We start from the raw sequence: 14545 nt of genomic DNA on the forward strand, positions 1-14545 counted from the left end.
AGGAACCTCATCCCATCATGCTGTCCCCCAAGCTCATCCGCATTCTGGCAGCCGCCGCGCTGACCGCCACCGCGTTCTTCAGCCCGGTCAGCCACGCCCAGGGCGCCCAGGCCTACGTGCCGATCAATCCGCCGCTGCCGTCGGACACCCCGGGCAAGATCGAGGTCCTGGAATTCTTCGCCTACACCTGCCCCCACTGCGCCGCCATGGAACCCATGGTCGAGGACTGGGCCAAGACCAAGCCCGACGACGTCGTGCTCAAGCAGGTGCCGATCGCCTTCAACGCCGGCATGAAGCCGCTGCAACAGCTGTACTACACGCTGCTGGCCCTGGATCGCCCCGACCTGCACGCCAAGGTCTTCACCGCCATCCACGGCGAGCACAAGCGCCTGATCGACAAGAAGGCCATGGGCGAGTGGGCCGCCGCGCAAGGCGTGGACCGCGCCAAGTTCGATTCGGTGTTCGACTCGTTCAGCGTCCAGACCCAGGTGCAGCGCGCCAACCAGCTGGCCGAGGCCTACCGCATCGACGGCACGCCGTCGTTCGCCGTGGGCGGCAAGTTCATGACCTCGCCGGTCATGGCGGGCAACAGCTATGAAGGCGCCATCAAGGAAGTGAACCAGCTGATCCCGATGGCCCGCGGCAAGTAATCCCGCGCAACGCCTGATATCGAGACGCCCCGAGCCGCCAGGCCGGGGCGTTTTTCATGGGGTCATCCCCAAGACCCGCCCCCACGGCAAAGCGCCCGGCGCGGGCTACACTTCCTTCCACAATAATTCGCCGCCATGCGCGGCTCACAAGGGTGGAAGACATGAGACAGCAATTCCTGCGCCGCGCGGCGCTGGGCGCATGCCTGGCGCTGGCCGGCATGACCGCGCACGCCAATGACGCCGACGGCGTCAAGATCGGCGTCCTGACCGACATGGCGGGCGTCACCGCCGACGCCACCGGGCGCGGCTCGGTCGAGGCGGCCCGCCTGGCGATCGAGGAACTCGGCGGCAGCGTGCTCGGCAAGCCGGTGTCGCTGGTGTCCGGCGACCACCAGCACCGGCCCGACATCGGCAGCAGCATGGTGCGCAAGTGGTACGACACCGACGGCGTCGACGTGGTGGTGGACGTGCCCAATTCGTCGGTGGCGCTGGCGGTGCAGGGCATCGCGCGCGAAAAGAAAAAACTGGTGCTGTTCTCCAGCCCCGGCACCACCGCGCTGACGCAGGCGCAATGCTCGCCCTATGGCGTGCAGTGGACCTACACCACCTACGCGCTGTCGCGCGGCACGGCCACCGCCGTGGTCAAGGAAGGCAACAAGCGCTGGTTCATCCTGGCGTCCGACTACGCCTTCGGCAAGCAGCTGGCCGCCGATACCGAGACCGTGGTCAAGGCCAATGGCGGCGAGGTCGTGGGCACGGTGTTCCATCCGCTCAACGCCTCGGACTTCGCCTCGTTCCTGCTGCAGGCGCAGGCCTCCAAGGCGCAGATCATCGCCGTCGCCAATGCCGGCGGCGACACCATCTCGGCGATCAAGCAGGCGGCCGAATTCGGCATCTCCAGCGGCGGCCAGAAGCTGGCGGCGATGCTGTTGCTGCTGACCGACGTGCACAGCCTGGGCCTGCAGGCCGCGCAGCACACCTACCTGACGGTGCCGTCCTATTGGGACATGAACGACGGCACCCGCGCCTTCAGCAAGAAGTTCGAGGCCCGCCTGGGCCGCCCGCCCACCTTCCTGCAGGCCGGCGTCTACAGCTCGGTGCGCCATTACCTGCGCGCGGTGCAGGCGGCCGGCACGACCGATTCAGACGCGGTGATGGCGAAGATGAAGTCGATGCCGATCGACGACCCCTTCAGCCTGAACGCGCACATCCGCGAGGACGGCCTGGTGGTGCGCGACATGATGCTGGCGCAAGTGAAATCGCCCGACCAGTCCAAGGCGCCCTGGGACTACTACAACATCGTGCGCACCATTCCCGGCGACTCGCTCGCCTGGCCCCTGTCGGAAAGCCAATGTCCGCTGGTCAAGAAGTAGGCCCCCTGGAAGTAGCCCCCCTGGCGCTGGCCGATTTCGGCAGCTTCTACGCGGGCGGGCGGCAGGCGCGCATCAGCGGCCGCCCGGTGCGCGAGATCGCCTTCACCAAGACCGCCTCGCTGTCGTACGACCCCAACGGGCTGTATCACGTCGAACAGGCCTACGTGCAGTTCTTCATTCCGGCCGAGCGCCGCCATCCGCTGCCGCTGGCGCTGCTGCATGGCGGCGGCATGACCGGCGCCATGTGGGAACAGACGCCGGACGGGCGGCGCGGCTGGCTGCAGCACTTCGTGCGGCAGGGACACGCGGTCTATGTGGTCGACAACGTCGAGCGCGGCCGCGCCGGCTGGACGCCGTTCGAGGAAGTCTGGCCGGATGCCCCCATCGTGCGCAACGCCGAGGAAAGCTGGTCGCTGTTCCGTCTCGGCCGCGCCGAGGATTACGCGCGGCGCCGGGCCTTCGACGGCCAGCGCTTTCCGCTGGCGGCCTTCGACGACTTCATCCGCCACGCGGTGCCGCGCTGGCTGGGCAACAACGATGCGGCGCTGGCGGGCTTGTGCGCCGCGCTGGAACGCATCGGCCCGTGCCTGGTGCTGGCGCACAGCCATGGCGGCGAAGTGGCCTACCGCGCGCTGCAGGCGCGTCCGGACCTGGTGCGCGGCGTTATCGGCATCGAGCCGTCGGGCTTCTCGCAGCAAGTGGACCCGGCCGCGGTGACGGACAAGCCCTTCCTGTTCGTCTATGGCGATTATCTCGACGCCACGCCGCTATGGGCCAAGCTGGATGCGGCCGGGCAGGCCTACGCTGACCGCCTGGCGGCGCAGGGCGGCCGCGTGACCCGCTGGCGCCTGGCCGACATGGGCATCCGCGGCAATTCGCACCTGCCGATGATGGACGACAACAGCGACGACATCGCCGCGCGCATCGGCGCGTGGATCCGCGCCAACGCCTGAGGCGGCCTGACAGGCGGCCGGCCCTTGCCAGGGCCGGCGTTCCCTCGGGTTGGCCGCCCCGCGTCAGCCCTTGACGGCAGCGGCCTTTTCCAGCGCCTGGGTCAGGTCGGCAATGATGTCCTGCGGCGACTCCAGGCCGATGTGCAGGCGCACCAGTGCGTTCTGGCCCTCGCCCCAATAGCGGTGGTGCGACAGGTCCCTGGGCGACACCAGCTGCACCAGGCTTTCGTAGCCGCCCCACGAGAAGCCGATGCCGAACAGTTCCAGCTCGTCCACGAACACGCGCGCGGCGGCCGGCGACAGGCGCAGTTCGACCGACAGCATGCCGTTGGAGCCGGTGCAGTCGCGCTGCCACAGCGCATGGCCCGGATCCTGCGGCCAGGCGGGGTGGAACAGGCGCACGGTCTCGGCACGGCCCTTGAAGAATTCGCACACTTGCAGCGCGTGGCGGGCGTGTTGCGCCATGCGGATCGGCATGGTGCGCACGCCGCGCAGCGCCAGCCAGGCATCGTCGGCGCTGATGGAATAACCCATCGCGTACTGGGTGCGGTTCAGTTTCCTGGCGATGGCTTCGTCATTGGTGACCACCGCGCCCAACATCAGGTCGGAATGGCCGCCCACGTACTTGGTGCCGGCGATCACCGACACCTGCGCGCCCAGCGTCAGCGGCCGATAGATGTAGCCCGAGCCCCAGGTGTTGTCGGTGGCCAGCACCAGGCCGTGGCGTTGCGCGATGGCGGCCATGGCGCCCATGTCCAGCATCTCGAACAGCAGCGAGCCGGGCGATTCCACGTACAGCAGCCTGGTGTTGGGCTGCACCAGCGCGTCCAGGTCCTCGCCGGCGGCGAAGTAGGTGATCGAGATGTTCATGCGCTTGAGCACGGCATCGTCGAGCTCGCGCATCGGGCCGTAGACGCAATCGGAGATCAGGGCGTGGTCGCCGGCCGAGCACAGCGCCAGCATCACCATCGTCATGGCCGACAGGCCGGACGGCGCCAGGTAGGCATGGGTGCCGCCCTCGAGCTGCGCGAAGACCTGCTCCAGCGCCGCGTGCGTGTCCATGCCCATGCGGCCATAGGTGGTGGCGCGGCCACCGGCCGCCTTGGTGCGCTGGGCTTTTTCCAGCGCCGCCAGGTTCTCGAAGCGCACCGTGCTGGCCCGCATCGGCGGCAGCGGCACCGGCGCCGTGCCCGTCTCGGGGTTGAACGGGGCGGTGCCCGCGTGCTGCAAAACCGTATCGATGTGTTTGGTAGCCATCTTCAAGAGGGAGTGCTTGCGTATTGTCGGGAATCCGAACCCTAGCAGGAACGCGCCGGAATGTCGCGCCCCCGGGCGCGGTGTCAGTCGATCCAGCGCACCGCCGCATCCAAGTCGGCGCGGCTGGTGCGATAACTGTTGGCCGGATGCGCGGCATCCGCGTAGCCGAACGAGATCGCGCAGACCACGCGGCGGTCGGCATCGATGCCCAGGATCTCGCGCAGCACCTCGGGATACATCGCCAGCGAGGCCTGGGCCACCGTGGCCACGCCGTTGGCCTGCGCCGCCAGCAGGAAATTGGCGACATAGCCGCCGCAGTCGATGGCGCCGTATTCGCCCAGCGCCTCGTCGGTGGTGATGACGGCCACGTGCGGCGCGTCGAACAGCTGGAAGTTGCGCAGCTCCTGGCGGCGGTAGGCCTCGCGGTCGCCGCGCGCCACGCCCACCGCGCCGTACAACTGGAAGCCGGACTCCCGGCGCCGCGCCAGGTAGTCGCCCTGGTACTCGCGCGGGAACGGAAAATCGGGCGTGAAGCCGGATTGCCCGGCGCGTGCCACCAGGGCCTGGCTCAGGCGCCGCGCGCCGTCGCCCGAGGCCACCGTCACCTGCCACGGCTGGCAGTTGCACCACGACGCCGTGCGCTGCGCCAGCGTCAGGATGCGTTCGATGGTGGCGCGCGGCACCGGCTCGGGCAGGAAGGCGCGGCAGCTGTGGCGGGTACGCAGCCAGTCTTCGAGCGCGGCATCGGGACGCGCGGCGGGCGCTTGCGGTACGGCGGGCATGGTGTCTCCTTGGTTTCCTCGTATGATGCCACTTGATTGCCGGCGCGCAAGGCGCCGCCCGACCCTGGCGAGACCCCATGCTGCCCCTCGATTCCCTGATCGCATTCTTCGGCATTGCCGTATTGCTGGCCTTGACGCCCGGGCCCGACAACCTGTTCGTGCTGATGCAGTCGGCCATCTGGGGCCGCAAGGCCGGGCTGTTCGTGGTGCTGGGACTGTGCACCGGGCTGCTGGGCCACACCGCCGCGGTGGCGCTGGGGCTGGCCGCCGTGTTCGCCGCTTCGCCGGTGGCCTTCACGGTGCTGAAGCTGGCGGGCGCGGCCTATCTGGCGTACCTGGCCTGGCAGATCCTGCGGGCGCCGGTGCATGCCGAGGACGGCGAAAGGCCAGCGCCGATGAAGACGTCCGCGCTGTATCGCCGCGGCATCGTCATGAACCTGACTAATCCCAAGGTGCTGCTGTTCTTCTTCGCCTTCCTGCCGCAGTTCACCTCGCCCAAGCTGGGTTCGGTGGGCTGGCAGACGGTACAGCTGGGCGCGGTGTTCATGCTGGCCACGCTGCTGGTGTTCGGCGCCATCGCCTTCTTCTCGGGCGCGTTCGGCGAACTGCTGCAGCGCTCGGTCACGGCCAAGCGCTGGCTCAACCGCGTCGCGGCGCTGGTGTTCGTGGGGCTGGCCGTGCGGCTGGCGACGGCCACGCGCTAGCGAGCGGCGTCAGGCCGCCTTGAAGCGGACGATGCCGTCCGCGCCCGTGGCGCGCGTCAACTTGCCTTCGAAATACAGCGCATGCAGGTGCGCCAGCGCCTCGCCCATGGCGAAGGTCAGCTGGTGCAGGTCGAGCTTGCGCTTGAACAGCACCGGCACGATGTCCGAGGTCGATTGCGGCCCGGCGGTACAGGCCTCCAGTACTTCGGCCAGGCGGTCGCGGTGGTGCTCGTGCTGCTGCGCGATGCGTTCGTGCAGGCCCTTGAACGGCCGGCCATGCGACGGCAGCACCAGCGTGTCGCGCGGCACGTCGGCATAACCGTCGAGCGAGCGCAGGTACAGCGGCAGCGGATTGGCGTCGGGCTCGTAGTCGAACACGCTGACATTGGTGGAGATGCGCGGCAGCACCATGTCGCCGGAGATCAGCACGCCCAGGTCGGGCGAATGCAGCGAAGCGTGCTCGGGCGCGTGGCCGTAGCCGACGATGACGCGCCAGTCGCGCGCGCCGATGCGCACGCCGTCGCCATGCATGATGCGGGTGTAGCGCGCGGGTACGGCCGGCACCAGGTTGGGGAAGTAGTTGGCGCGCTGGCGGATCTGTTCCTGCGCGTCCGGGTCGGTCAGGCCGTGGCGGGCGAAGTGGTCGACCGCCGACTGGCCGCCGGGACCGGCGCCGGCGTCATTGCGGCGCGAAGACCACAGCGACGCGACCATGAAGTCGGTCATGGTCATCCACAACCGCGCATCCCAGCGTTCGCACAGCCAGTAGGCCAGGCCGATATGGTCGGGGTGCATGTGGGTGACGATCACGCGCAGCACCGGCAGGCCTTCCAGTTCGTTCTCGAATACCTGCTCCCACAGCGCCTTGACCTCGTCGCGCGAGATGCCACAGTCGACGATGGTCCAGCCGTCGCGGCCGTCGATGCGATCACGCAGCAGCCAGAGATTGATATGATCCAGCGCGAACGGCAGCGGCATGCGGATCCATTTGACGCCCTCGGCCACCTGGTGGGCCCGGCCGGCTTCGGGCTGAAAATCGGCCCAGGGATACTGCAGCTTCTGTTCGTTGGGGTTCATTGCCTCGCTCTCCACGCTTGACGATCGCGTCAAGTCATCATAATTTACGTTTACGTAAACTGCCACACGTCGCATGTCCCCGTCAACCTGGACCATCTCCGAGCTCGCCCGCGAGTTCGACGTCACGCCCCGCACGATCCGCTTCTATGAAGACCAGGGGATCGTCAGCCCGGCGCGCGAGGGCCGCAACCGCATCTTCGGGCCGCGCGACCGCACGCGCCTGAAGCTGGCCCTGCGCGGCAAGCGCCTGGGCCTGCAGCTGTCGGAGATCCTGACGCTGATCGACATGTACGACGGCCCCGGCGACACCGAGGTGCAGTTGCGCCAGTACCTGGCGGTGCTGGCCCAGCACCGCGCCACGCTGGAACAGCAGCGCCGCGACATCGAGGATACGCTGCAGGAGATCGCGATACAGGAACGCCAGTGCCACGATCTGCTGGCGCAGCAGCGGGCCTGACCGAACCATGGGCATGCTGCAAACCGTCGCGCTGTTCGTCCTGACCGCGCTGGCCGAGATCGTTGGCTGCTACCTGCCGTACCTGTGGCTGCGCCGTGGCTATTCCATCTGGCTGCTGGCGCCGGCCGCCGTCAGCCTGGCCCTGTTCGCCTGGCTGCTGACGCTGCACCCGACCGCGTCCGGCCGCGTGTATGCGGCCTACGGCGGCGTGTACATCGGCATGGCGCTGCTGTGGCTGTGGGCGGTCGACGGCGTGCGGCCCAGCGTCAGCGACTACGTCGGCGTGGGCCTGTGCCTGGCGGGAATGCTGGTCATCATGTTCGGGCCGAAGACCGCCTGAGCGCTTGCCGCGGATAACCGGAAGTCGGCCCTCCCGACTCCGTGCCCGATTCGCATGGCGCGACCCGTCTCGCGGCGTCATTCCGCCTTGATGTTGCCTTCCTTGATGATGCGGGCGTTGCTGGCGTATTCGGCCTGCACCTGCTTGACGAAGGCGTCGCCGGACGCGGTGCCCGGCTGCAGGTAGGACTTGGCCAGCAGTTCCTTGAACTCGGGGCTGGCCACGGCCTTGGCCAGCGCGGCCTGCAGCGGGCCCGACACCGCCGGCGGCAGGTTGGCCGGCGCGAAGATACCGAAGTTCGAGAAGTACTGCGCCTGCGGCAGCTTCAGTTCGGCCATGGTGGGCACGTCGGGCCAGGCGGCCAGGCGCTCGGGCGCCATCACCGCCAGCGGCTTGAGCGCGCCGCTGGCCACATGCGGCAGCACCACGTCGGTGTTGACCACCAGCAGCTCGACCACGCCGCCCAGGCCGTCGGTCAGCGCCTGGCTGTTGCCGCGGTAGGGCACGTGCAGCATCTTGGTGCCGGTCTGCGTGGTCAGCGCCGCCATGCCGATGTGGGCCACGGTGCCCTGGCCCGGCGTGCCGTAGCGCACGCCGTCCGGGTGCGACTTGGCGTAGTCGATCAGGCCGGCGAAGTCCTTCACCGGCAGCGCCTTGGTGGCGACGATGGCCACGGGCGCCACGGCCACGCTGGCCACCGGCGTCAGGTCCTTCATCGGGTCGTAGTTGGTCTTGGCCAGGTGCGGGAAGATGGTCAGCGGGCTGGTCGAGGCCAGCAGCAGGGTAGTGCCGTCCGGCTGGGCGCGCGCCACGAAGTCGGTGCCGACCGAGGCGCCCGCGCCGGGTTTGTTTTCGACGATGACGGTGGCGTTGGCCTCCTTGCGCAGCACGTCGCCCAGGCGGCGCCCGATCGCGTCGGCGCTGCCGCCGGCGGTGTAGGGCACGACCAGGGTGATGGGCTTGGCGGGCCAGCCCTGCGCCAGCGCGGCGCCGCCCGTCATGATTGCCAGGGCCGCCCCCGCGGCCGTGAACAGCATCTTCTTTTTCATAGCTTCCTTGTGGTGTTGCGTAGCACTGCGTCAGGTAATGCGTGAAACGGGTAAAGCAAAAGGAAAACTCGTCGTGGCGGCGGCCGCGCGCAATCAGCCGGCCAGGTAGCGCTGCGCCAGGCGCACCCAGTAGCTCGCGCCCGGCGCGATCAGGGCATCATTGAAGTCGTAGCTGGTGTTGTGCAGCATGCAGGGGCCCAGGCCGTGGCCGGCCATGCGGTGGTCGCCGTCGCCGTTGCCCAGGAACACGTAGCAGCCGGGCTTGGCCTGCAGCAAAAAGGCGAAGTCCTCCGAGGCCATCACCGGCTCGATCACGCGGGCGTGGTCGGCGCCGGCCACCTCGCGCATGACCTCCATGCAGAACTCGGTCTCGGCGGGCGTGTTGATCAGCGCCGGGTAGCGGCGCTCGAAGTAGACCTCGGCCTCGCAGCCGTGGGCGGCGGCGATGCTGCCGGCGATCTCGTGCATGCGGCGCTCGATCAGGTCGACCACGTCGGTGCTGTAGGCGCGCACCGAGCCGCCCAGCCAGGCGCTGCCCGGGATCACGTTGATGACGCTGCCGCCGGCCTGCACCTGGGTGATGGACAGCACGGCGGCGTCCAGCGGGCGCTTGCTGCGCGTCAGGATGGTCTGCAGCGACTGGCCGATGGCGAACAGCGCCGGCACCGGGTCGGCGCAATCGTGCGGCGCGGCGGCGTGGCCGCCCTTGCCGCGCACGGTGATCTTGAAGCCGTTGGCGGACGCCATCATCGGCCCGGCGCAGACGCCGAACGAGCCGGCTTCCAGGCCCGGCCAGTTGTGCATGCCGAACACGGCTTCGCAGGGAAAGCGGTCGAACAGGCCGTCCTGGATCATGGCGCGGCCGCCGGCGCCGCCTTCCTCGGCCGGCTGGAAACAGAAATAGACGGTGCCGTCGAAGCCGCCTTCCTGCTGCAGGTGGCGCGCGGCGGCCAGCAGCATGGCGGTGTGGCCATCGTGGCCGCAGCCGTGCATCTTGCCGTCGTGGCGCGAGCGGTGCTCGAACTGGTTCTCTTCCTGCATCGGCAGGGCGTCCATGTCGGCGCGCAGCATGATGGCGCGGGGGGAAGCGCCACGCTTGATGACGCCGACCACGCCGGTCTTGGCGATGCCGGTGTGGGTCTCGATGCCCCAGCCGCGCAGCGCGTCGGCCACCACCTTGGCGGTGCGGTGCTCTTCGTAGCAGAGCTCGGGATGGGCGTGCAGGTCGCGCCGCAGCGCCACAATATCGTCGAGATTGGCCAGGTCGGACACCGCTTACTCCGTAACAAAATTTCAAGTTTCAAGGACCCGGGGAATAGTACCCAGCGCGCTTCCCCGGGGACGCAAACATTTGCCTAGGGAAAACCCGACTCTCATTTACGTTTACGTAAACGTAATATTTGCGGTGCATCATTGCGTAGCCTGCGTCGATCAGCGCATCATGGGGCCACGCGGCGAGATCCGGCGCGGTCCCTTGCGCCCATAAGAATGTAAGTACCCACTATCACGGAGACAGCGATGAACCTTCCTGGCCTGAACTTCGATCTGGGCGAAGACCTGGACATGCTGCGCGACGCCGTGCGCACTTTCGCGCAGGCCGAGATCGCGCCGCGCGCCGCCGAAGTCGACCGCAGCGACCAGTTCCCCATGGACCTCTGGCGCAAATTCGGCGACCTGGGCGTGCTGGGCATGACGGCCAGCGAAGAGTACGGCGGCGCCAACATGGGCTACCTGGCCCACATGGTGGCGATGGAGGAAATCTCCCGCGCCAGCGCCTCGATCGGCCTGTCCTATGGCGCCCACTCGAACCTGTGCGTCAACCAGATCAACCGCAACGGCACCCCGGCCCAGAAGGCCAAATACCTGCCCAAGCTGATCTCCGGCGAGCACGTCGGCGCGCTGGCCATGAGCGAACCGGGCGCCGGCTCGGACGTGGTCAGCATGAAACTGCGCGCCGAAAAGAAGGGCGACCGCTACGTGCTCAACGGCACCAAGATGTGGATCACCAACGGCCCCGACGCCGACACCCTGGTGGTCTACGCCAAGACCGACCCCGAGGCGCACCAGCGCGGCATCACCGCGTTCCTGGTGGAAAAGGGCTTCAAGGGCTTCTCGGTGGCGCAGAAGCTGGACAAGCTCGGCATGCGCGGCAGCCACACCGGCGAACTGGTGTTCCAGGATTGCGAGATCCCCGAGGAAAACGTGCTGGGCCAGGTCAACGGCGGCGTCAAGGTGCTGATGAGCGGCCTGGACTACGAGCGCGCCGTGCTGTCCGGCGGCCCGGTCGGCATCATGCAGGCCGTGATGGACGTGGTGGTGCCGTACATCCATGACCGCAAGCAGTTCGGCCAGGCCATCGGTGAATTCCAGCTGATCCAGGGCAAGGTCGCCGACCTGTACACCACGCTGCAGGCCAGCCGCGCCTTCTGCTACCAGGTCGGCAAGAACCTCGACCGCCTCGGCGCCGAGCACGTGCGCCAGGTGCGCAAGGACTGCGCCGCGCTGATCCTGTACACCGCCGAGAAGGCCACCTGGATGGCCGGCGAGGGCGTGCAGATCCTGGGCGGCAACGGCTACATCAACGAGTACCCGGTGGGCCGTCTGTGGCGCGACGCCAAGCTGTATGAAATCGGCGCGGGCACCAGCGAGATCCGCCGCATGCTGATCGGCCGCGAGTTGTTCGCCGAGACGGCCTGAGTCCACCCCGGAAGTCGTTTGCCATGATCCGCACGTCCGACGTCCAGCACATCGAGCAGGCGCCCGCGCAGGGCCCCTCGCCGCTGGACGTCGCGCGCCGCATCCTGGCCGGCTTCGACCGCCACTACGCGCTGTTCCGCTATAGCGCGCAGCGCGCCAAGGCGCTGTTCGAATCGGGCGACTGGCACGGCATCCAGCGCCTGTCGCGCGAACGCATCGAGTACTACGACATGCGGGTGCGCGAGTGCGCCAGCCAGCTCGAGGGCGTGCTGCGCGGGCGGCCCGAGGGCGCGGTCGGCGCCCATGGCGGCAATGGCGCCGATGGCGCCAACGGCGCCGCCCACCCGGCGCCGACCGAGACGCAGACCGCCTACTGGCAGCAGATCAAGCAGGAATTCGTCGGGCTGCTGGGCGAGCACCGCCAGCCCGAATGCGCCGAGACCTTCTTCAACTCGGTGTCGTGCCGGCTGCTGCACCGCGATTATTTCCACAACGATTTCCTGTTCGTGCGGCCGGCCGTGGCCACCGACTACCTGGACAGCCGCATGCCGTCGTACCGGGTCTATTACCCGGTGACCGAGGGGCTGCAGAAGAGCCTGATCCGCATGGTGGCCGAGTTCGGCCTGGCGCTGCCGTTCGAGGACCTGCCGCGCGATACCCGCCTGCTGGCGCGCGCCGCGATCGGGCAGTTGCGCCGGCAGTTGCCGCGCCACGTCGGCCGCCGCATCGCCAGCGACTGCCAGGTGCACGCGCTGGGCTCGCTGTTCTTTCGCAACAAGGGCGCCTACATCGTCGGCCGCCTGATCAACCAGGGCACCGTCTACCCCTTCGCCGTGGCGCTCACGCGCAACCCGGCCGGCCAGGTGAACCTGGACGCGCTGCTGCTGGGGTCGGACGACCTGAGCACGCTGTTCAGCTTCACCCGGGCCTATTTCCTGGTCGACATGGAAACGCCGGCCGCGGTGGTCAACTTCCTGGCCAGCCTGCTGCCGCGCAAGCCCAAGGCCGAGCTGTACACCATGATCGGCCTGCAGAAGCAGGGCAAGACGCTGTTCTACCGCGACTTCCTGCACCACCTGGCGCATTCGCGCGACGCCTTCGACATCGCGCCCGGCATCAAGGGCATGGTGATGTGCGTGTTCACGCTGCCGTCCTATCCCTATGTGTTCAAGCTGATCAAGGACCGCATCGACAAGGACGGCATGGACCACGCCACCGTGCGGCGCAAGTACCAGATGGTCAAGCTGCACGACCGCGTGGGCCGCATGGCCGACACCTGGGAATACTCGCAGGTGGCGCTGCCGCGGGCCCGCTTCGCGCCGCAGCTGCTGGACGAACTGCGGCGGCTGGTGCCCAGCCTGATCGAGGAAACCGGGGACACGGTGGTCATCCGCCACGTCTACATCGAGCGGCGCATGACGCCGCTGAACCTGTATCTGAGCCAGGCGCCTGACGCGCTGCTGGAACCGGCCGTGCGCGAGTACGGCGACGCCATCCGCCAGCTGGCCGCGGCCAACATCTTCCCCGGCGACATGCTCTACAAGAACTTCGGCGTGACGCGGCTGGGCCGGGTCGTGTTCTACGACTACGACGAGATCCAGCGCATGACCGAAATGAATTTCCGACGGATTCCGCCCGCCCCCAACGAGGAGGCGGAAATGGCGTCGGAACCCTGGTATGCGGTCGGACCGAACGACGTCTTCCCCGAGGAGTTCGGCCGTTTCCTGCTGGGCGACGCGCGCGTGCGCGGCGCCTTCCTGCGCCACCATGCCGACCTGCTGGAACCGGAATGGTGGCAGGCCTGTCGCGCCCACGTGGCGCAAGGCCGGATCGAAGAATTTTTCCCTTACGATACGGACAGGCGCCTGCGCCCGGCACCCGCCGGCGCGGCCTCGTAAAAGACGCTGTCCCGACCCTCACAGGAGCTAGTCATGTCAGACCCCATCGTTATCGTTTCCGTCGCCCGCACGCCCATGGGTGGCATGCTCGGCAGCCTGTCCGGCCTGGCCGCGCATGAACTCGGCGCGATCGCCATCAAGGCGGCCGTCGAACGCGCCGGCGTCAAGCCCGAGCAGATCGAAGAAGTCATCATGGGCAACGTGCTGCAGGCCGGCCAGGGCCAGGCCCCGGCGCGCCAGGCCGCGCTGGGCGCGGGCCTGCCGCTGGGCGTGGCGTGCACCACCGTCCACAAGGTGTGCGGTTCGGGCCTGAAGGCCGCCATGTTCGGCCATGACCTGCTGGCCGCGGGTTCGGCCAACATCGTCGTCGCCGGCGGCCAGGAAAGCATGAGCAATGCGCCCTACCTGATGCTCAAGGGCCGCCAGGGCTACCGCTACGGCCACAGCACCATCTATGACCACATGGCGCTGGACGGCCTGGAAGACGCCTACGACAAGGGCAAGGCCATGGGCGTGTTCGCCGAGGATTGCGCCGCCAAATACTCGTTCACCCGCGAGCAGCAGGACGCCTTCTCGCTGGAATCGCTGCGCCGCGCCCGCGCCGCCAGCGAGGACGGCAGCTTCAAGTGGGAAATCACCCCCGTCACGGTCGCCGGCCGCAAGGGCGACACCGTGATCGACACCGACGAGGCCCCCACCAAGGCCATGCCGGAAAAGATCCCGACGCTCAAGCCGGCGTTCAAGAAGGACGGCACCGTCACCGCCGCCAACTCGTCGTCGATCTCCGACGGCGCCGCCGCCATGGTGCTGATGCGCGCGTCCACCGCCGAGAAGCTCGGCGTCAAGCCGCTGGCCCGCATCGTGGCCCACAGCCAGCACTCGCAGGAACCGAACTGGTTCACCACCGCCCCCGTCGGCGCGCTCAAGAACCTGTTCGCCAAGACCGGCTGGAAGGCCGAGGACGTGGACCTGTACGAGATCAACGAAGCCTTCGCGGTGGTCACCATGGCCGCCATGGCCGACTTCAAGCTGCCGCACGACAAGGTCAACATCCACGGCGGCGCCACCGCCCTGGGCCACCCGATCGGCGCCTCCGGCGCGCGCCTGATGACCACGCTGATCGGCGCGCTGCGCAAGACCGGCGGCAAGCGCGGCGTGGCCACGCTGTGCATCGGCGGCGGTGAAGCCGTCGCCATGGCGATCGAGATGGTCTAAGGCGGTATGTTCGGTAAACGGGCCGCGGCCCGTTTACCGAACCGGATTCCGTTGCGTCTTTCTTGCATGGCAGTGTCCGCGACGGGTCGGTCG

14 protein-coding genes are annotated in these 14545 nt (G+C 68.3%); 9 read left to right on the top strand and 5 right to left on the bottom strand.

From position 1 onward, the window contains the following. The first annotated feature begins 17 nt into the window (after positions 1–17). From I6I07_RS06570 to I6I07_RS06580, 3 genes are all read left to right on the top strand, one after another. Positions 18–650 carry a thiol:disulfide interchange protein DsbA/DsbL gene (locus I6I07_RS06570; protein ID WP_198486060.1) on the top strand — a complete coding sequence of 211 codons (633 nt, stop codon included), beginning with the start codon at positions 18–20 and terminating at the stop codon, positions 648–650. Positions 651–811: 161 nt separating this feature from the next. Next, positions 812–2023, top strand: a complete 1212-nt coding sequence (locus tag I6I07_RS06575; RefSeq protein ID WP_006392267.1) for an ABC transporter substrate-binding protein — start codon at positions 812–814, stop codon at positions 2021–2023. Next, positions 2002–2976 (top strand): hypothetical protein, encoded by a 975-nt coding sequence (locus I6I07_RS06580; protein ID WP_198486061.1) that lies wholly within the window; start codon positions 2002–2004, stop codon positions 2974–2976. The genes I6I07_RS06575 and I6I07_RS06580 overlap by 22 nt, the downstream gene beginning before the upstream one ends. Before the next feature lie 63 nt (positions 2977–3039). Here I6I07_RS06580 and metC read toward each other — a convergent pair whose 3' ends face one another. Beyond that, on the bottom strand, positions 3040–4233 hold the full coding sequence (gene metC, locus I6I07_RS06585) for a cystathionine beta-lyase (protein WP_420094556.1): 1194 nt from the start codon (positions 4231–4233) through the stop codon (positions 3040–3042). An 83-nt stretch (positions 4234–4316) separates the two neighbouring features. Next, a complete protein-coding gene (locus I6I07_RS06590) occupies positions 4317–5015 on the bottom strand; it encodes a nitroreductase (protein ID WP_198486063.1) in 699 nt (232 codons plus the stop codon). 77 nt (positions 5016–5092) lie between these two features. On the opposite strand from I6I07_RS06590, the gene I6I07_RS06595 reads away from it, so the two are divergent. Continuing rightward, the gene (locus I6I07_RS06595; protein ID WP_006392263.1) at positions 5093–5719 is read left to right on the top strand and encodes a LysE family translocator; all 627 of its coding nucleotides are present in this window, start codon (positions 5093–5095) and stop codon (positions 5717–5719) included. 9 nt (positions 5720–5728) lie between these two features. On the opposite strand, the gene I6I07_RS06600 is transcribed toward I6I07_RS06595, so the two are convergent. Next, the gene (locus I6I07_RS06600) at positions 5729–6796 is read right to left on the bottom strand and encodes an MBL fold metallo-hydrolase (protein WP_198486064.1); all 1068 of its coding nucleotides are present in this window, start codon (positions 6794–6796) and stop codon (positions 5729–5731) included. A 73-nt stretch (positions 6797–6869) separates the two neighbouring features. Here I6I07_RS06600 and I6I07_RS06605 point away from each other — a divergent pair, with 73 nt between their 5' ends. Both I6I07_RS06605 and I6I07_RS06610 read left to right on the top strand, forming a co-directional pair. Then, positions 6870–7253 (top strand): MerR family transcriptional regulator, encoded by a 384-nt coding sequence (locus tag I6I07_RS06605; protein WP_198486065.1) that lies wholly within the window; start codon positions 6870–6872, stop codon positions 7251–7253. Between the two features lie 7 nt (positions 7254–7260). Next, entirely contained in the window at positions 7261–7593 is a 333-nt protein-coding gene (locus I6I07_RS06610; RefSeq protein WP_198486066.1) for a YnfA family protein, read from the top strand. A 77-nt stretch (positions 7594–7670) separates the two neighbouring features. Here the strand turns inward: I6I07_RS06610 and I6I07_RS06615 are convergent, their stop codons facing one another. Both I6I07_RS06615 and I6I07_RS06620 read right to left on the bottom strand, forming a co-directional pair. Further along, positions 7671–8642 carry a Bug family tripartite tricarboxylate transporter substrate binding protein gene (locus tag I6I07_RS06615; protein ID WP_198486067.1) on the bottom strand — a complete coding sequence of 324 codons (972 nt, stop codon included), beginning with the start codon at positions 8640–8642 and terminating at the stop codon, positions 7671–7673. 93 nt (positions 8643–8735) lie between these two features. Beyond that, positions 8736–9914, bottom strand: coding sequence for a M20 aminoacylase family protein (locus I6I07_RS06620; protein WP_061072787.1), 1179 nt, complete (start codon positions 9912–9914; stop codon positions 8736–8738). A gap of 246 nt (positions 9915–10160) precedes the next feature. Between I6I07_RS06620 and I6I07_RS06625 the strand changes: the two genes are divergently transcribed. From I6I07_RS06625 to I6I07_RS06635, 3 genes are read left to right on the top strand one after another with little or no spacing between them, the layout of a single operon-like run. Continuing rightward, positions 10161–11339, top strand: coding sequence for an isovaleryl-CoA dehydrogenase (locus I6I07_RS06625; protein ID WP_006392256.1), 1179 nt, complete (start codon positions 10161–10163; stop codon positions 11337–11339). Between the two features lie 23 nt (positions 11340–11362). Beyond that, positions 11363–13237: a bifunctional isocitrate dehydrogenase kinase/phosphatase gene (gene aceK, locus I6I07_RS06630; protein WP_198486068.1), complete on the top strand. Its 1875-nt coding sequence runs from the start codon at positions 11363–11365 to the stop codon at positions 13235–13237. Between the two features lie 33 nt (positions 13238–13270). After that, positions 13271–14452 carry an acetyl-CoA C-acetyltransferase gene (locus I6I07_RS06635; protein ID WP_198486069.1) on the top strand — a complete coding sequence of 394 codons (1182 nt, stop codon included), beginning with the start codon at positions 13271–13273 and terminating at the stop codon, positions 14450–14452. Positions 14453–14545 lie beyond the last annotated feature (93 nt).

The sequence above is a fragment of the Achromobacter deleyi genome (genome assembly GCF_016127315.1).
GTDB lineage: Bacteria > Pseudomonadota > Gammaproteobacteria > Burkholderiales > Burkholderiaceae_B > Achromobacter > Achromobacter insuavis_A.